This window comes from Pseudomonas sp. IT-P44 (genome assembly GCF_949768225.1).
Lineage (GTDB): Bacteria > Pseudomonadota > Gammaproteobacteria > Pseudomonadales > Pseudomonadaceae > Aquipseudomonas > Aquipseudomonas migulae.
Genome location: NZ_CATKQM010000013.1, coordinates 193,227 through 211,266, shown reverse-complemented (window position 1 = coordinate 211,266; position 18,040 = coordinate 193,227). Strand labels below are relative to the sequence as shown.

The window sequence follows — 18,040 nt, the reverse complement described above, 5'->3', positions numbered from 1 at the left end:
GTAGTCATCCGTTACGCCCGAAGTCGCAGACGTTGCAGCAAAGACGAAGTGGCGCCCATGGCGTCACGCAGTTGTGCGGCGGTGATCGTTCGATCGGCCGCATCGAATGCCAGCGCCGTTCGCAGGGCTGGCCAGCAGTGTTTCGGTAGATTTTTCGGGGCGTGCAGCTCGCGCTCCAGGTGTTCGTCACGGGCCTGGGTCGAGGGCAAGCGGCGGAACGGGTGTTTGCCGCCCGCCAATTCGTAAAGCACGCAGGCCACGCCGTAGACGTCGGCGCTGGCGGACAGCGGCTGGCCTTCGAGCAGTTCCGGTGCGGCGTAGCCTGGGGTCCAGGCGTTGAAGCGGTCGCGGCTCAAATGAGGTAGGCCGGGCAGGATGCCCTCTTCGGCTTGGCCCAGACCGAAGTCGAACAGGCGCACGCCTTCTTCGCTGAGCATCACGTTGCTTGGCTTCATGTCGCCGTGCAGCACGCCGCGCGCGTGGGCGTAGGCCAGTGCGTCGAGCAGCGGCAGCGCGATGTCGCGCAGTTCGTTCCACGGCAGGCCGAGTGGTCGCTCGCAGAGCAGTTTGTCCAGGGTCAGCCCACGCATGAGTTCCATGGTGATGAAGGCGCGCTGGCAATCGGTGTCCACTTCAAAGGTGTGCGGTCGCAACACATTGTTATGGCGCAGGCGTCGGGTCAGGGCGAACTCGCTGTAGAGCAAGGCGCTGGCGTCCGGCGATTCGGCAAATTCTTCGCTGAGGATTTTCAGCGCGATGTAAGGGTCGGGATCGCCGAACTGTTCGCTCAGCAAGTCCCGTGCACGGTAAACCGCGCCCATGCCGCCGGCACCGAGCAGGCGCTCGATGCGGTAACGGCCTGCCAGCACGTCCGGCAGTTCACCGACACTGGCCTTGGTCGGCGCCAACGCGGGCTCCGCTTGATGCGACTTGGCGAACGCAAAGTAAGTCAGGTTATTGGCTTGCTCTTCGCTCATCAGCAGGTCGTCGAGCGGCGGCATGAGTTGGGTCATTGGCGGATCACCACGGCAGTCAGGTTGTCCCGGGCCGAACCACGCAGCGCGCCGTCAAACAGACGCTCAAGCGCGATATGCGGCGCGGTCAGGCTCAGGGCGCTACCCAAGGCATCGCTGCTCAGCCCGTTGTACAAACCATCGCTGCACAACAGAAACGCATCGCCGGGGTAAACCTCGAGTTCGAGCACGTCCAGCGTCAGTTGCTCGGCCGCCCCGACCGCACGGGTCAAGGCATGCGCGGCGGGATGCGCGCTGGCGTCTTCGACGCTCATCTGTTGCTCGTCGATGAGTTGCTGTTGCAGCGAATGGTCTTTGGACAGCTGATACAAACGCTGGCCGCGCCACAGGTAACAACGGCTATCGCCGGCCCAGATGCAGGCCGCGCGATTGCCTTCCACCAGCAGCGCCACGACGGTGCTGCCCATGATGCTGTCGTGGCGCCCGGCGGTGACGGTCAACTCCTGACCCAAGCGGCGGTTCAGCCAGTGCAGGCACTGGCGAATGCCTTTGAGTCGTTCGTCGAAGTCATCCTGCGCCGGCAATTCCGCCAGGCTGGCGACGATCAACTGGCTGGCAACGTCGCCACCCTGATGACCGCCCATGCCGTCCGCGACCACCCACAGCCCCTGCTGCGGACAGTCGAGGAAAGCATCTTCGTTGCGCGCCCGAACCTTGCCGGCATCGGTGCGCGCAGCGCTGCGCCAGGAACTGGCAACCAGCATCAGAGCTGCACCGGCATACGGAAGGTGCGCAGCACGCCCATGTCGAACGGGTTCGGCGTGCGCTGGCTGGTCAGCAAATAGTTGGCGCGCAGGCCACCGACGTCCGCCTTCAGCACCAGCACGTCACGACCGCTGAGGTACTCGGTCTGCATCAGGTCGAACAGGCGGAACAGCGACCACGGGCCGGAGTTCTTCTCGATGCCGATCGGGCGGCCCGCCATCTTGTCCATCACCAGGCTGGTGCGCCCGTCTTCAGCATCGGTCGGCCATTTGAACGACACCGGCACAATCGGGCCGTGACGGTATTCGATGGTCTTGTCGCCGAACTTGAACTCGGAACGGCTGACGGCCGGGTCGAGGGTGTACGGCTCCAGTTTGAACTGCACTTGCGGTTCCGCCGGGTTGATCGAGAAGAAGCTCTGGCGGATCACTTGGGCCGCGGCCATCTGGTCGAGGTAGACCTTGGAGATCGGCATGCTGTGACCGTCAATGCTGCGCAGACGGTAGTTGCCCGGATCGCCACTCACGAACGGACGCATGTAGGTATCAAAGAAGCGATCGGCAATGCCCTGCGCCTTGAAGAACTCGCGGAAGTCGCTGATCGCCACATCGCTGGTGCTGTGGGCGCTGAACGGGTAGCGCTTGTTGATCGCCTTGCCGTAAAAGCTATACAGCTCGCTTTGATAACGCTGGTTCAGGTACTGGTAGGAATCGTTGAGCACCAGACGCCAGGTGTCTTCAGCCAGCACGTTGAACCACACACTGACCGGGCGCGGCAGACGGTTCGAGGCACTGCGCAGGTTGCTCAGCGCATCACGCTGGCCGCTCATGCGGGTCTTGGCCATTTCGAACGCGGCCTGCTCCGGCGCACTGGCGCGCGCAAGGCTCGACAGTTGCATTTGCAGGTCGTTGAGCGCCGTCAGCGCCGGGGTCAAATCAGCAGCCGGGCCGTTGTTGTCATCCAGCAAACGGTGCAGCGGTTCGAAGCGGCGTTGCAGGGATTTCTTCGCGGTGTCCGGCAGGTTTTTGATCGCCGCCATGTCCGAAGCTTTGTCCGCGGCGGCAGACGCCAGTTTGCCCAGCTTGCCCAACTTGCCTTTCTGCTCGCCCAGTGCTGCAGCGGCATCAGCCGCTTGATCGACCGCCTCGGCTTCTGCCGGGAACCGGGTGTTCTCGCGCACTTCCACCAGCAGTTGCAGCACCGGCGAGTTGGCCGAGGTCAGGCCCGCCAGTTGCTCGGCGCCCTCACTGAAATCGCTGATCGGAGGCAGTGCAACCTGGCCCACGGCTTCGCTCCAGAAGTTGGCGTAGTCGCGGAAATACAGCTGCTCCAGTTCGACCATCAGGCGACGCAAGTCCATGCCGCTGATGCCCGAACCTTCGCCCAGCACCCAGTTGTCACGCAGGATGTCGGTGACCAGCGCACTGCCCTGCACCGAGAAATACTGCTGATAACCCTGCTGGGTGTAGAAGCCCGGGATCACGTAATCGGTGCCGACAAACAGCGCACCTTGCGGGCCCAGGTGTTGGCTCAAACGGTATTCCGGCAGGTCTCGGGCCTGCTCGCGCAGCATCCGGTAAACCACGTTGGCCAGCGACTCGCTGCGCAATACCTGACGCGCCTGAGCCACCAGTTGATCGTTCAGCGGGTAGATAAACGGAAGCTTGAGCAAGCGCTCGAAGTGCGTGTTCAGGCCGTTCTGCACCGCCGTGTTGCCGGCGTAACGCAGGGACCAGTCAGTCGCGACCCAATCCTTGAGCCACACCGCATCGCGGCGATCTTTCATGTTCAGCATCAGGTACGCGCGCAAGCTGTTGAGCAGGCGTTCGCGGTCCTTCATGTTGGCGCGGATCTGCCCTTCCAGCAGGGTCGCGACCTTCGGCAGCAATTGCTTTTCGAGCTCGCGCTCGTAAGCCGCCTTGACCACCGGGTTGACGTCTTCGCCCTGATACAGACCGCCACGCTCGTGGTAACCCACGTCACCCTTTTTCGGGAACACCTGGGTCGCTGCGTAGCTGGTGTCGAGGGTCTTCAGTACCGCCATCGAATCATCACGGGCGGTCAGGGCCGAGCGCTGTTGCGTCCAGGTTTGTGCCAGGTTGCGCAGGTTTTCCAGGCGCTCATAGTTGGCCGAGAAACCGCTCGCCCACAGCAGGCCGAACAGGCCCAACGCCGCCAATGCACCGACGTACAACGCACGCTGGCCCCAATGGATGCGGCTGCGTTCACGCTTGTCCAGACCGGCCAGATCGGCCTCGGGGAAAATCACCCGGCTGAGCAAATGGTGAATGAACCGCGAACGGCCACTGCGCAGGGTCGGCAATACGCCGGAGTTGATCCCCAGATTGGCGCCGATGCCGGCGGTGGTCTGGTCCATTTCCTGGGTCAGGTGCGGTGCGCTGGTCAGGTAGAAACCGCGCAACTGGCTGACACGCTGATAACGGTTGCCGGTGAACGCCATGTCGACGAACAGGCACAGGCGCTCGCCGATCTGCCCCAGTTGATGCGGGAAATCGAGGATGCGGCCACGGCGCTGGGTGTCGCGCTCCTGGTGCATGCGCATGATCACCTGGCTGTTCAGGCGACGCAGCAGCTCTTCGAACTCAGCGCGCAGCACGGTGACGTCGGTGCCGCTCTGCTCTTTGCGGAAGCTGGTGCCGAGCACCTGATCGCTTTCTTCGCGGGTCAGCTGGTCGAAGAACTCGTCGAAACCGAGCAACTGGTCAGCCTTGCTGAGGACCAGATAGATCGGCACATCGACGTGCAGTTTCTGATGCACGTCTTGCAGGCGCGCACGCACCTGACGCGCCAGCGTCTCCAGATCCTGCTCGTTAGCGCCCAGCAGCAATTCCACGGGAATGGTCACCAGCACGCCGTTCAACGGACGGTTGCGACGACGCTTGCGCAGCAGGTCGAGCAAAGTGCTCCAGGCGCTGCCATCGACTTCGGCATCCGCCTGGGTCAGGTAACGTCCGGCGGTGTCGATCAGCACACCGTGGTCGGCGAAATACCAGTCGCAATGACGGGTGCCGAGGGTGTCGCGGGTCAGTTTGCGGTCGATCTTGTTGATCGGAAACTCAAGGCCCGAGAAGTCCAGCAGACTGGTCTTGCCGCTGCCCTGCGGGCCGATCAGCAAGTACCACGGCAAATCGCTGCGCCAGCGTTCGCTGCGGCCGCGATAGAGGCTCGAGGTCTTCAGGGTTTTCAGGGCGTCCTTGAAACGCTCCTTCAACTCCTTCTGCTCTTCGTCGATCAACTCTTCACGGCGGATACGATCCTGACCATCCTCAGTCTCTTCGACCGCTTTCTTGCGCACACCGGCACGCCAGCTGACGAAGACCATGGTCAGGCCCCAGATCAGGAACAACACACTGATGGTCAGCAGGCGGGAGGTCGATCCTTCCCAGAACTTGTAGTCATCGACTGCCAACAGCGGCCCGACAAACCAGACCAGCAGCGCGACGAACAGCACCAGCAGCAAGGTCCAGACCCAGGTCTGGCGCACGAACGCGCCGACTTTCTTGAAAAACTTTTTCATCACACGTCCCTGTTTACGGCTGCGACAGCGGCTGGGCCGCGGCGGAATCCAGCGGCTGATAAGGTTGCAGAACGGTGTCGCGCTGCTCGCCCAAGACCCAGGCGAACCCCGAATACATCACCACCAGGCAGACCACGGTGAACAGCACCACCATCCACGCCGGCACGATGCGCACCAGGCTGCGACGCTGGTCGTTCAAGCCTTCCCAATGCGGCGACAGTTCACGCGGCACGTCGCCGCGCAGCTGACGAATCTGCCGATACAAGGCGTCGCGGATGCCTTCGAGTTCGAGCATGCCGCGCGCTTGCACGCGGTACTTGCCTTCGAAACCGAGGGACAGGCACAGGTACATCAGCTCCAGCATCGGCAGGTGCTTGACCGGGTTTTTCGACAGGCGATCCAGCAGCTGGAAGAACTTCTCGCCACCGAAGGTTTCGTTGTGGAAGCTGCTGAGCAGGCTCATCTGCGACCACTCGCTTTCGTTGCCCCACGGCGTCGTCACGACGGCTTCGTCGACCACGGTGCAGAGCACGTAACGCGCAGCCATCACCTGGCTGCTTTCGGCGCCGTTGTGCAGCGCACGCACTTCAAACAGTTTCAGCCCGGCGGTCAGGCGCTCGTTGAGCGCGTACATGTCTTCGCGGCTATCGCTGTGCTTGAGGCGAACCACTTCCGACAACAGGTCGGAACCGGCGGCCACCAGCGAATTGAGGCTGATGTTGAAGGTCTCTGCCGGGCGCAGGCGTGCGGCGTAGATCATCCGCTCTTCGAGTTGTTCGAAACGCGGCGGTGCGGCGAAGTCGGTCAGCGGACTTTGCGCCGGGCCGTGGCCCTGGCGGTCGAGCAAGACGGTTTTATCGTCCTGATGGTGTTCCATGTCCTTGATCATGTCGGTCAGTTCCTGATGGCCCAGAATTTCAATTCAAGCTCGGCGAATTCGCCGGACACGTGGAACGCGAAGCCGCCGGAGCGCTCCAGTTGTGCCAGGTCTTCGGAACTGAGTTCGAGGATGAAATAGGTTTTGTTGGAGTGGAACGCGATCTGCCGTGGGGCCACCGGCAACGGTTTGACCTTGATGCCCGGCAGGTGCAGGTTGACCAGTTGGCGGATGCGCTCCACCGGGCCGACCTTGAGGTGCGCCGGCAAGCGGTGGCGCAGTTCTTCGGAATCGCAGTTGGCGCTGGCCGCGAGCACGAACGACGCCGAGCCCAGCAGTTTGTGGTCGTGCAACGGCGAGACGATGATCCCGTACTGACGTGCTTGCAGGACCAGTTCGATGGCGTGCTGTTCGAGCACCATCGACAGCACCTGACGAATCGCTTCCATCAGTTTGCGAAAGCTCGCGCCCTGATCGCTGTGCTGGTAACGGCTGTCCAGACGCGGGCGTTTGCTGTCGCTGGAGAAGGTCGCCAGATCACCGAGCATGGTCAGCAGCGTGCGGTACAACTCTTCCGGGTGAACCTGTTCCAGACCGAGGTAGTGACGCAGCAGCAGCTCGGTGCGGTTGATCAGTTGCAGCATCATGAAGTCGCCGACTTCCGCGCCACCGACCTTGCCGTTGGAGCGGATGCGCTCGGCGATGGTGTCGCCCCGGTGACCGAGCATGCTGATCACTTCTTTCAGGCACGACAGCAAATAGCTGGAGGAATGCGCCTGAATGTAGGTCGGCACAAAATCCGGATCGAGGCTGATCACGCCGTCGGGCGTGGTGTCGAGCACGTCGCAGATCTTCAGCTTCACGTAGGCCTGATCGCTCTGCTGCTCGCCGAGCAACAGTTTGAAGTCCGGGCGACCGCAGCTGACCTGGCTGGCGGAGTCGTCGCCGGCGTTGGAGTCGGCCACTTCCGCTTCGTACGCGGTGTAGCGCGCCAGCACGTCGGATTGCTCCGGGCGGCGCGACTCGATGTGGTTACCGGTGACCAGCGGCAGCGCCAGGTAAATCGGCGTGTTGCCGGTGTTCGGCGGCACGTCCAGCGCCAGCGGCTCGGTGTTGCCGCCGAGTTCGAACAGGCTGCCATCCGGCAGAATCCCCGAGGCCTGGCTGATCACCAGTTTGCCCATGTTGAGGAACTGCAAATCGATGTCGAGATTCAGGAAACCCCAGGTGTAACTGCCCAACAACTGCGTGCGGGTTTTCATCTGGTGGTCGTAGTAGCGATCGTTGTGCTGGAAGTGCTGCGGACGCAGCAGCATGCCTTCCTGCCAAATGACTTTATGGGAATTCATGATCAGTCATCCGCCTTGGCGAGCTTTTCGTTGCTGTTGCGAATACCGGCCTGGTCGAGGGTCAGGTCAGCCTCGGTGACTTCCAGCGGGGTGACTTGCACCGTGTAGCGCCATTTGGTTTCCGGCAGGTCGCGGTAGGCCGCGAGGATCCCGACGTAACGGCTGCCCTCCTCCACACTGAGTTTCAGCTCAATGGTTTCGCCCGGGCGCAGTTCGAGTTCTTCGCTGGCCACCAGGTCTGGGGCCAGGGATTCCTTGGCGCGCTCGTACAGGCTGAAGAAGTCGGCATTCTCGAACGTCACCGGGTGCTTGAGCTCGAACAGACGCACGACAACCGGCGACGGGCGCCCGTTGAGGTCCGGGTTCAGCTGATCGCTGCCGGTGAGCTTCAGGTTGACCTTGGTCACTTTGGAATACGGCGACAGCGACGAACAACCGGCCAGCAGCACCAGCACCGCGAACGCAGTCAGCATCTTGAAAAAAGCGGTCGAGCAGCGAGACATGCGCATCATCCTTGGTGGTCGGTGTGAAGGGTGGAAATCAGGCGGATCTGTTCTTCGTAGGCCTGAGCGAAGTCGCGGGCCAGCAGGCGCTCGCTCCAGTCATCGTCCTGACGCAGGGCCTGGTGATAACGACCGTACGCTCTCCAGCGGCTGCCGGAGGTGGCCAGCAACGGCTTGTTGTCGCGCTCGAAACGCAGGGTCAGTTGCTGCGGCGAGAAGTGCTCCAGGGTTCCGCGAACGGCGGCGCGGCTGGCGGTCAGCAAGGCCACCTGATGCGCCTGCAAATCGCGGAACGCACGAGAGATCGACTGCTCGGCCGGCAATTGGCCCGGCTTGTTCGGCTGCAGCAGAATGCCCAGCGCTTCACCGGCATCGACGGCGAATTTCAGCGGGTTCTTGTTCGTGCCTTGCACGGTGGTCTGGGCCAGACGCAGTTCGTTTTTCAGTTCGCTGCGGGTGCGCAGGCTCTGCTGCAAACCGCCGACGCTTTGCTTGAGCAGGCGTGCCGCGTTCAGCGCCAGGGCCTCGCGGGCGTCGTGGTCGAGGCCTTTGAGGTCCACGCCCAGCGCCGCACCGAAATGCTCCCAGAAACCTTCGCTCTGGCGCTCAGGCGCTTTTGCGACAGGGTTTGGCGCAGGTTCGGCGGGGGCGTTGATCAACTCCGGCACCATCAGGCTTTCCATGTCGATGCGCGCATAGTCGGCGCGCTGACGGGTGTCCTCGATGGTGGTGCTCGGGGTGATCAGCTCTTCGATTTCCGAGTACACGCGCTCTTGCTGATCAAGGGCGTTCAGCGGATCGAGATCAAGGAACGCGTCATCCGGGATGATGCTGCCCGCCGCTTGTGGGCGACCGACTTCGACGTCGAAGGTGGCCGGGTCGCGCACCAGCCGCGCACGGATCTCGAAATCACCCAGCACGTAGGTGCTGCCATGCTCGATGCGCATCGGTTCACCCTTGCGCAGGCGTGCGCCGCTGCCGCCATCCTGGACACCGTTGCTGCTGGTGTCGGTCAGGAAGAACGTCCCTTCGCGAAAGCTGATGTCCACATGGTGATTGGACAGATGACGCTTGCGGTCCGGGATGATCCAGTCGCAATCCTCGCCCCGGCCAATCACGCCGCCGGCCTGCTTGAAGGTCTTCTGGCACAGCTCCGTGGGCACGAACTGCTTGGTGTTCAGCATTTCGAAAACCAATTCCATGGTGATACTCCTTGCGGTCACTTGCCGCGATTGACCGCCTGCGGATCACCCAATGGGCGATAGGTGTTGTCGTTGAATTTGTAATTGCCGCTGCAGCCGCCAAGGCCGCATAGAACGACGAGGGTCAGCAGGACGGCTTGCCAGTGACGAACAGACATCAGAGGGTCTCCAGGGGTAGACAAAGCACAAAGCGCCGGCCCGTTCGGGCGGCGCTATCAGAAGCGAATGAGGTGAAATCGACGGTCATTTGCCTAGCCATCGAAGTCACCGAGATTGATGTTCAGGCGCCCGAGGCGGTACAGCAGCGTGCGACGCGGCAGCCCGAGTTCGCGGGCGGCGAGGGTCTGGTTGCCGTCGTTTTTGCGCAGGCAATCGAGCAGCAGGCTGCGTTCGACCTGCTCCAAGCGTTCGCGCAGGTTCAGGCTGTTGTCTTCCGGCACGGCTTCCATGCGCAGGGAGAAATGCTCGGCCAGCAACTCGCCGCCCTCGCACAGCAACACCGCGCGCTCGACCAGGCCTTTGAGTTCGCGCACGTTGCCGGGGAAGGCATAACCGGACAGGTGATCCAGCGCCGCATCGGACCAACGCACCGCATCGCGCTGCAAGAACGAGCAGGCCTTGTCGGCGAAGTGCCGGGCCAGGTCGAGGATGTCGCCTTCGCGCTGACGCAGGGCCGGCAGTTCAATCGGGAATTGCGCGAGGCGGTAGTACAAGTCCTCGCGGAATTTGCCTTCGCTGACCAGCACCGACAAATCCCGGTGCGTCGCGGCGATGATGCGTACGTCGATCTTGTGGGTGTCGTTGGAACCCAGCGGGCGGATCTCGCCTTCCTGCAACACGCGCAGCAACTTGGCTTGCAGCGACAACGGCATGTCGCCGATTTCATCGAGCAACAAGGTGCCGCCATTGGCCGCGTCGAACAGCCCGGCGCGGTCGCGATCCGCGCCGGTGAAGGCGCCTTTGCGGTAGCCGAACAGTTCGCTTTCCAGCAGGTTCTCGGGGAACGCCGCGCAGTTCTGCACGATGAACGCCTGGGAACGGCGCGGGCCGCAGTCGTGAATGGCGCGTGCGACCACTTCCTTGCCGGTGCCGGTCTCGCCTCGCAGCAGCACGGTGTAGGGGCTGTGCAGGACTTTGCTGATCAGCGAATAGGTTTCGCGCATGGCCTTGCTCTTGCCGATCAAGCCGTAACCACTGGCACTCGGGACGCTGGCCTTCAATGGCCGTGCATCCCCGACCGGCTGACGCAGACGTTGCAGCAGATGCAGTTGGCCGAGCACAAACGAACCCAGTTGCCCGAGGGAATCGGCAAAGCCTTGCAAGTCGATGTGCCGGCGGCTGGCGCACAGCAACAAACCTTCGACCGCCTTCTGCTGATTGACCAGCGGCACGCACAGCAGCGACTGCCACGGCGTGGCTTGCGGCGGCAGGAAGCTGGTTTCGTGCAGGCTGCCGCTCAGTTCGCCGAGGCTCACCACGCGGTTCTGGCACAGGGCGAATTGCAGCAGTTGTTCACCGTTGTAATCCGCCGGCAAGCTCGCCGATTCGCGCGGCTGCAGAATGCCGTTCAGGCACTCGGCGTTCATCCCCAGGCACGTGTGGGTCGCGTCCAGCAAATACAGCTGAGTCAGCTCGCAACCGCTGAGTTCCGCCACGCCGCGCACGAAGTCACCCAGCAGCGCAGCGCCGTCCGCCGCACGCGACAGGCTGGCGAACTGCGCCAGCAACGCTTCGGCATACACCAGCGGTTGCGGCACTTGAGTGAACATCACACCCACCTCAGGCGAACTCGCAGGTCACGCTGGCGCCGCCGTCGAGCGTCGCGTGGACGCGCTTGAGGCTTTCACCGGTTGCCATCGCGTCGAGCAAGCGGTCGGCCACCAGCGGCAGTACGTGCAGGTCCAGCAAATGGTCGATCAGACGCGCGCCGCTGTCGCTTTGGGTGCAGCGTTCGGCCAAGTGATCGACGAGGTCTTGCGAGTAGGTGAAATCCAGCTGACGACGGTTCAGGCGTTCGCCCAGACGACCGAGTTTGATTTCGATCAGCTCGCGCAGCACCGGACCGCCGACCGGGTAGTAAGGCACCACGCGCATCCGCGCCAGCAGCGCCGGTTTGAAGTGTTTGCTGAGCACTGGGCGAATGGTTTCTTCGAGCACTTCGGCGGTTGGCCGTGCGCCGTTTTCGCAAAGGTCGCTGATGCGGTCGCTGCCCAGGTTCGAGGTCATGAGGATCAGCGTGTTACGGAAGTCGATCTCGCGCCCTTCGCCGTCGTTGGCCACGCCTTTGTCGAAGATTTGGTAGAACAGGTTGAGCACGTCCGGGTCAGCCTTTTCGACTTCATCGAGCAGCACAACGGAGTACGGCTTCTGCCGCACGGCTTCGGTGAGCATGCCGCCCTCGCCGTAACCGACGTAGCCCGGCGGCGCACCGATCAGGCGCGACACGGTGTGCTTCTCCTGGAACTCAGACATGTTGATGGTGGTGATGAAACGATCACCGCCGTACAGCAAATCGGCGAGGGCCAACGCGGTTTCGGTCTTGCCGACGCCGCTCGGGCCGACCAGCAGGAACACGCCCACCGGTGCGTCCGGTTTGTTCAGGCCGGCAGCGGTGGCGCGCATCGAGCGGTCCAGTGCGTGAACGGCTTGTTCCTGACCACGGATGCGGGTGCGCAGGTCGGTGGCGAAACTGGCGACCTTGGCGTTGTGCTCGCGGGCCAGTTGCGCCAGCGGCACGCCGGTCCAGGCGCTGATGACTTCGGCGACCAGACGCGGGCAGACTTCGAAACTGACCAGGCGTTCTTTGACCTGAGCATCGGTCAGGGCTTTGTGAGTTTCGTTGAGCGCGGTTTCGAGGGACGCGACGTCATTCACCGCTTCGAGGGTTTCGATCACGGTGCCTTCGGCGTCTTCTTCAACCGTGACGGTCGGTTCGACGGCAGCCGCTTCGCGAGCCTTGGCCAGTTGCTGACGCAGATCCAACAGGCGCTCGGCCAGTTCTTTCTGCTCGGTCCACAGCGTTTCGAGAGCGACCATTTCGTCTTCGGCGGTGGCCAGACGATCTTCCAAAGCATCCAACGCTTCGTGATCAATCAACAAACCGGCTTCAGCATCACGACGCAGCGCCTGACGCTGACGGCCCCCTTCAGCCAGTTCGCCACGCAGACGTTCAAGGCTTTCCGGGGCGGCCGCGAGGCTGATGCGAACGCGAGCGCACGCGGTGTCGAGCACATCGACGGCTTTGTCCGGCAGCTGACGGCCGGCGAGGTAACGGGCGGACAACTCAGCCGCCGCCACCACCGCGTCATCGCGCAGGTAGATGCCGTGACTCTTCTCGTAGACCTGCGCCAAACCACGGAGGATGGTCACCGCTTCGCTGACGGTCGGCTCGTGCAGTTGCACCGGCTGGAAACGACGGGCCAGGGCCGGGTCTTTTTCGAAGTACTTCTTGTACTCCGCCCACGTGGTGGCGGCGATGGTGCGCAACTCGCCACGGGCCAAAGCTGGTTTGAGCAGGTTGGCCGCGTCGGAACCACCGGCATTACCGCCCGCGCCGATCAATGTGTGGGCTTCGTCGATGAACAGGATGATCGGTTTCGGCGAGGCTTTGACTTCGTCGATCACGCCTTTGAGGCGACGCTCGAACTCACCTTTGACGCTGGCGCCGGCCTGCAACAGGCCCATGTCCAGCGACAGCAGCTCGACGCCTTTCAACACTTGCGGCACTTCACCGGCGGCAATGCGCGAAGCCAAACCTTCGACGATGGCGGTTTTACCGACGCCGGCCTCACCGACCACAATCGGGTTGTTTTTGCGGCGACGGGCGAGGATGTCGACCATCTGCCGAATCGCGCCATCGCGGCACAGCACCGGGTCGAGTTTACCGTCGCGGGCCTGCTGGGTCAGGTTGTGGGTGAAGCGCTGCAGCAGCGATTCGCCCGGCACGGCAGGCTTGCCGGTGGCCGGTTGCTCTTTCTGCGACAGGGCAAATTCTTTCAGGCGCTCGATGTTCAGCTTGGCCAGCAACGACTGGTAACGGCTGCCGGCGTAGCGCATCGGGTTGCGCAGCAGCGCGAGGATCAACGCGGCTTGCTCGACCTGGCTCTGACCCAGTTCAAGGTTGGCCACCAGCAACGCGTCTTGCAGCCACTGCACCAGTTCCGGGGCGAACACCGGGTTGCGCGAGGCGCTGTGCTCGACTCGCGATTGCAGCGCGGCGCTCAGCTCGCCGGCGTCCACTTCGGCGTCTTGCAGCGCGCGTGCGAGCAGGCCTTGCGGGCGCTCCAGCAGGCCCAGCAGCAAGTCTTCGACGAGGATCTTGCTGCCGCCACGGGCGACGCAACGCTCGGCAGAACTTTCCAGATCACGACGGGTTTCGGCGTCCAGCGCCTGGATAAGTTGTTGCAGGTCTACGTTGATCATTGGTCATCTGTCCTTAATGAATTTTGCTGCCCAGGGTCACCACGCCGTCCGCTTTTTCGCGGCCCAGCCAACTGGTCCATCCCAGGCGACAGGCGTTCTGCTCACCGATGCGCAGTTCGCGGATTTCTTCCTGGCGCAACACCAGGCGAATGTCGTAGTCGAGCGGGTCACGCAGGGTGAACCGCACCAGCGCGCACAACGGCTGGTAGCCGAAACCGATCGGCAAGAACTCGTGAAAGCGTTGCCAGTCGAGTTCGCGGATGTGAATGCGGAATTTGCCGCTGCGGTCGCGCACGTGTTCGCCCAGCACCAGGTCTTCGCCGAGCAGGCTGTTAGCGCGGCCCAGACGGTTGCGCTGCTCGTCGAGAATTTCCACGCGGCGCTCGATGCATTGCTCGATGGTCAGCTCGGCGTGCTTGAAGTAGTAACGCAGCACCGCTTCGATCAGCGCCGCCGAGTGCGCCCGCAAGCTGAGCAAACCGAGGTACGGCAGCAGGCGTTTCCAGTTCAGTTCCTGGGCCTTGCGGATCTCTTCGCCGCCAAGGCCGATCAAGGCAAACAGCTGCGCCGAGAACGGGTCGAGCGCGCCGCTCTGGAAGCTTGCGCGGTAGCGGTACTTGCGCCAGATCGGCAGCATCAACCGTTGCAGGCGATGGTGAAACAGGTCGAGGAAGTTGCGGGTCGGATTGCCGTCTTCGCTGTCGCCCAGCGCCTGTTCGCCGTAGAACGCCGGCAGCGGCGAACCGGAACCGACCAGGCCGATCAGGTTGAACCGCAGGCGCGCACGCATGTGCCCGTGCTCTTGGAAAAACTCCACGCGATCAACGTCGCTGCCAGGGAAACCCAGGCTCGGGTTGGCCTGGAATTCCAGCTGGTCGTACAGGTCGTCTTCGCTCAGGTGCGGGTGGGCCTCGCGCAGCCGGTCAATCACCAGCAGCACGGCCTGAAACAGCGAGTACTCGCGTATTCCTCGGGTCAGTCCGCTTAAAGAAGCGGCTGCAGGCCCATACGTGGTGTCCATTGGTACACCTCTCCCTGTGTGCTTTTTACCCGCAGCTCGTGGTACGAATTGAGACTGGCGTAAAGCGCGAAAAACTCGTTGAGAACCGAAGCGAAAACGAACAAGTCGCCCTCGCCGATATACCCTTCCGGGTCGATGGTCAGCTCGGTGCGCAACCCGCGAACCGGCAACCCTCGGTGCAACCGGTCGACGTGGTGGTGCTTGATCGACTTGAGCCCGCCGAGCAGGCGCTTGCTGACTTTTTCCGCGTGTTGGTCGTAGTAGCGCGGCAAATCGTAAGTTTCGAGAATCACCTTCAACGCATTGACGTCGGCCAGGGACAAATAGTTAAGCGACATGTTGCTGATCAACTTCCAGAGGAAGTCGCGGTTCAGCGGCGGCGCGAAACTCGACGTGGCCGGGGTGATGTTGCGGAAGCTCAAAAACTCCGGCGTCTCTTCGCAGGCCATGCAGATGTCGCCGAGCTTGAGCTTGCGCGGCAGGTTCTGGTTGGTGCACATCAGCTCGATCGACAGGGTTTCATGGGCTTCGGTGTGGCGGATGCCGAAGCTCAGGTAGGTGTCGAGGCCGTCGTGCAGCAAGGAGGAACGCTGGCGAATGCTGTAATGCGGACGGCTGTTGGGCACGTCGAAACTCGGGTCGTGCTCGAAGGATTCGAACGGCACGTACTCCTGATAACCGAGGCCGCCGGGCTTCCAGCCGGTCACGGTTTCCACCGAAAACACGCCGCAGTTTTGCAGATCGAATTCGGCGGGCAGCAGCAGGTATTCGTCCTGCTTGCCGTCGAGGCGGATCGGCAAGGCGTCGTGCTTGAACAGGTTGACGATAGGCGTGCAGTAGAGCTTCACGTTGTCCAGCGTCGGACGCATGCGCATGATGCCGCTCTTGCGAATGTCGAAGCGCAATTCGAGGCCGCGCATCTGCTTCAGCGTGTCTTCCGGCAAGGCTTTGAGCAGGTCCAGACCGTTGATATCAACGAAGAGGAATTTGTCCTGGAAGGCGAAGTATTCCTGCAGGTAGCGATAGCCACGGAAGGTGTTCAGCGGATACGGGATCAACGCTTCTTCTTCGGCAAAACCCACCGGCTGCACGCGGTCGCCGGGCATCTTGAACGCCATCGGCGTGCCGTTGACGCCGTTGATGGGCTTGCCGGCGCCGTCCAGCGGAATCAGCTCGATGCCTTCCAGATTGCGCAGCAGGCTCAGGTAAAGCATCTGGCTGATGTAGCGCTCACCGGCGAAGTGCAGACGCAGGCGGCTCAACTCCAGCTCACCGAGGTGACCGTCGGCGCTCATCTCCAGACGCAGGCTCAACAGCGAACCGTCGCCCTTCACCGAGTAATTCAGCGCAGCCAGATCCAGCGGCAACACCTCGGTCGGGTAGCAGGTACGGAAGCGGCAACGCACGTCATCGATTGGCACGCTCTCGATCGGCGTGTCACGCTCGACCCTCAACGCGGGACCCGAACGCTTCAACGGATCGAACTGCAAAATGCTGAACGCCGGCAGCGGCCGCATGTAGTTGGGCCACAGCAGGTGCATCAGGGAATGGCTGAGCTCCGGCAGTTCGTCGTCGAGCTTCTGACGCAGGCGACCGGTCAGGAATGCGAAACCCTCCAGCAACCGCTCCACGTCTGGATCTCGGCCGGCCTGGCCAAGGAAAGGCGCCAACGCCGGGCTACGCTCGGCGAATCGACGACCCAACTGGCGAAGTGCGGTGAGTTCGCTTTGGTAGTAGTGGTTAAAGGACACGGGGTACCTTCCTGGTGGTGGATCTCATGAAAAAACTGTCCTGTAGAGCGCGACTGTCACACCGGAAATCACGTAGCCGGCGATGAGCAGGTACGGTAAAAAAGCCAGCCAGCCCAACGTCATTGCGAAGCCAGCCATATCACCCAGCAATGCGTTTACCAGCCCATAAATCACCCAGGGGACGGCGTAAAACGGGATGAACATCAACGGTGCACACCAGATTTTTTTGATGATCTGCTGTTCGGTTTTTCCGCTCAGCGCACGCGTTGCCCACAGGGCAAAAGCGGTATAGGCCGGGATGCCGAATGCGAGGACGTAGATCAACATCATCTGATGCCAGTTCAAAACCGACGCGCTTTCGTTGCTCTGCTCAATCAATATGAGAAGCAGCAACACCAATAGCGGTACCCAGAGCACAACCCTGAAAAAATTCGGACAAGCGCAACTTCCACTTTTCTGGATGTTCTGCGCTGGATTATTAGTAAATTTCATTGAACACCCAGTGATTGAAGCTATAAAGCGCAACAACACCTACAGCGGTAGCGACCAAGGAATGAAATCCACCTTGTAAGCGCTTCGACTTAAAAACAACTACCACTGTCTTTACAAAATAATAAAAAACACATGCCATCAGCGGAATATAAAGCACCGCACAAAAAACAAACAAACTTCCGTAAACATCAACACCACTCACTAACCATCTGGTTTTTGGGTCAGTGAATGACATAAAAAGCAAATTCGCAGAAATAAAAAAATAAAAATACCTAATCACGACATTGGCCCACCTGAATAACACACAGGAAGCACAAATAGCGCCAACAAGCTGACTATCCAAAGCACCAATAAATAGTAGTTACCAGGCATTCTGCAGACCGCCCACCCCTTAACCACCCCATAACCAATAGCGAACTGCAATAGTAAGAACGAAATCACTCCCAATGGAACGGAAAGCAAATAACTATAAGGTTCAGCAAATCCAAACCGGACAACCGCATAAATTTCGAGCAATGCAAACGGTACGATCAATGCAGCTGCCATGATGATCATAGCTTTGACTTTTGTTGCACTACTCATCAACGCAAGCCTCCGCGAATAGAGGGTCTTTGCCAATTCGAGCCGGCGCTGCTCACCTGAAACCAAGCAAACATTGAGGACAGCCCCCTTTTCCGTTAAGTTAAGGAATGCGCATGCTGTCATGTTACTTCACCAACGCCGGGTTCAACTTCAATGCAGTTTCGTCCTGCAAGTAAACTTCATCACCTCCGTCGTAACCCATAAAATCTTCGTTAGAAAGCTGGCTCCCGTCCGTCTTCACATGTGTCACCCAGCCTTTGGACCAGCTATCACCGCTTTCATGGCGTATTTCGACGTAGTAGCTTGGGGGGCTCGACTTTGTAATTTCAAAGAAGGAGCCACCGTCTTCCGCCCCGCTCCAAAAAGCATTTGGATGATCTTTCAATACAGGCCCCTTTCCGTCATCACGCTCCAGCAGAGCAAACACCGCCACTACGAGCAGAACAAAGATAATAGCGAGTGAGATGGCTAGTCTTTTCAGAATCTTCATTCGTCTATTTCCAATTTGTCATCAGCAAAATTGACAATGGGGACAGACCCCTTTTTGCGCGGCCCCCACTCACA

General features: G+C 61.1%; 15 protein-coding genes. All 15 read right to left on the bottom strand.

The genetic code is table 11. From position 1 onward, the window contains the following. Positions 1–11: 11 nt before the first annotated feature. Positions 12–1,013 (bottom strand): serine/threonine-protein kinase, encoded by a 1,002-nt coding sequence (locus ACM6IO_RS07940; protein ID WP_253405530.1) that lies wholly within the window; start codon positions 1,011–1,013, stop codon positions 12–14. Continuing rightward, positions 1,010–1,738 carry a PP2C family protein-serine/threonine phosphatase gene (locus ACM6IO_RS07935; RefSeq protein ID WP_414911259.1) on the bottom strand — a complete coding sequence of 243 codons (729 nt, stop codon included), beginning with the start codon at positions 1,736–1,738 and terminating at the stop codon, positions 1,010–1,012. The genes ACM6IO_RS07940 and ACM6IO_RS07935 overlap by 4 nt, the downstream gene beginning before the upstream one ends. Then, on the bottom strand, positions 1,738–5,277 hold the full coding sequence (tssM, locus tag ACM6IO_RS07930) for a type VI secretion system membrane subunit TssM (RefSeq protein WP_192228189.1): 3,540 nt from the start codon (positions 5,275–5,277) through the stop codon (positions 1,738–1,740). Before tssM ends, ACM6IO_RS07935 begins: the two co-directional genes overlap by 1 nt. Before the next feature lie 13 nt (positions 5,278–5,290). Then, positions 5,291–6,166 carry a type IVB secretion system protein IcmH/DotU gene (gene icmH / locus ACM6IO_RS07925; RefSeq protein WP_008030654.1) on the bottom strand — a complete coding sequence of 292 codons (876 nt, stop codon included), beginning with the start codon at positions 6,164–6,166 and terminating at the stop codon, positions 5,291–5,293. Between the two features lie 5 nt (positions 6,167–6,171). Continuing rightward, positions 6,172–7,503: a type VI secretion system baseplate subunit TssK gene (tssK, locus tag ACM6IO_RS07920; RefSeq protein ID WP_008030656.1), complete on the bottom strand. Its 1,332-nt coding sequence runs from the start codon at positions 7,501–7,503 to the stop codon at positions 6,172–6,174. 2 nt (positions 7,504–7,505) lie between these two features. After that, positions 7,506–8,006 (bottom strand): type VI secretion system lipoprotein TssJ, encoded by a 501-nt coding sequence (tssJ, locus tag ACM6IO_RS07915; protein ID WP_008030657.1) that lies wholly within the window; start codon positions 8,004–8,006, stop codon positions 7,506–7,508. Positions 8,007–8,011: 5 nt separating this feature from the next. Then, positions 8,012–9,208 carry a type VI secretion system-associated FHA domain protein TagH gene (tagH, locus tag ACM6IO_RS07910; RefSeq protein ID WP_414911258.1) on the bottom strand — a complete coding sequence of 399 codons (1,197 nt, stop codon included), beginning with the start codon at positions 9,206–9,208 and terminating at the stop codon, positions 8,012–8,014. Positions 9,209–9,225: 17 nt separating this feature from the next. Next, on the bottom strand, positions 9,226–9,366 hold the full coding sequence (locus ACM6IO_RS07905) for a hypothetical protein (protein WP_008030659.1): 141 nt from the start codon (positions 9,364–9,366) through the stop codon (positions 9,226–9,228). 93 nt (positions 9,367–9,459) lie between these two features. Continuing rightward, entirely contained in the window at positions 9,460–10,977 is a 1,518-nt protein-coding gene (locus tag ACM6IO_RS07900) for a sigma-54 interaction domain-containing protein (protein ID WP_192228188.1), read from the bottom strand. Between the two features lie 10 nt (positions 10,978–10,987). Further along, entirely contained in the window at positions 10,988–13,630 is a 2,643-nt protein-coding gene (gene tssH, locus ACM6IO_RS07895; RefSeq protein ID WP_414911257.1) for a type VI secretion system ATPase TssH, read from the bottom strand. Between the two features lie 13 nt (positions 13,631–13,643). Then, a complete protein-coding gene (gene tssG, locus ACM6IO_RS07890; RefSeq protein WP_008030662.1) occupies positions 13,644–14,651 on the bottom strand; it encodes a type VI secretion system baseplate subunit TssG in 1,008 nt (335 codons plus the stop codon). Then, positions 14,615–16,402 (bottom strand): type VI secretion system baseplate subunit TssF, encoded by a 1,788-nt coding sequence (gene tssF / locus ACM6IO_RS07885; protein WP_008030663.1) that lies wholly within the window; start codon positions 16,400–16,402, stop codon positions 14,615–14,617. The genes tssG and tssF overlap by 37 nt, the downstream gene beginning before the upstream one ends. Before the next feature lie 24 nt (positions 16,403–16,426). After that, positions 16,427–16,894 carry a hypothetical protein gene (locus ACM6IO_RS07880; RefSeq protein ID WP_414911256.1) on the bottom strand — a complete coding sequence of 156 codons (468 nt, stop codon included), beginning with the start codon at positions 16,892–16,894 and terminating at the stop codon, positions 16,427–16,429. A gap of 276 nt (positions 16,895–17,170) precedes the next feature. Next, a complete protein-coding gene (locus tag ACM6IO_RS07875; RefSeq protein WP_414911255.1) occupies positions 17,171–17,599 on the bottom strand; it encodes a hypothetical protein in 429 nt (142 codons plus the stop codon). Position 17,600: 1 nt separating this feature from the next. Further along, complete coding sequence (locus tag ACM6IO_RS07870; RefSeq protein WP_414911254.1) at positions 17,601–17,966, bottom strand: hypothetical protein; 366 nt, start codon at positions 17,964–17,966, stop codon at positions 17,601–17,603. Positions 17,967–18,040 lie beyond the last annotated feature (74 nt).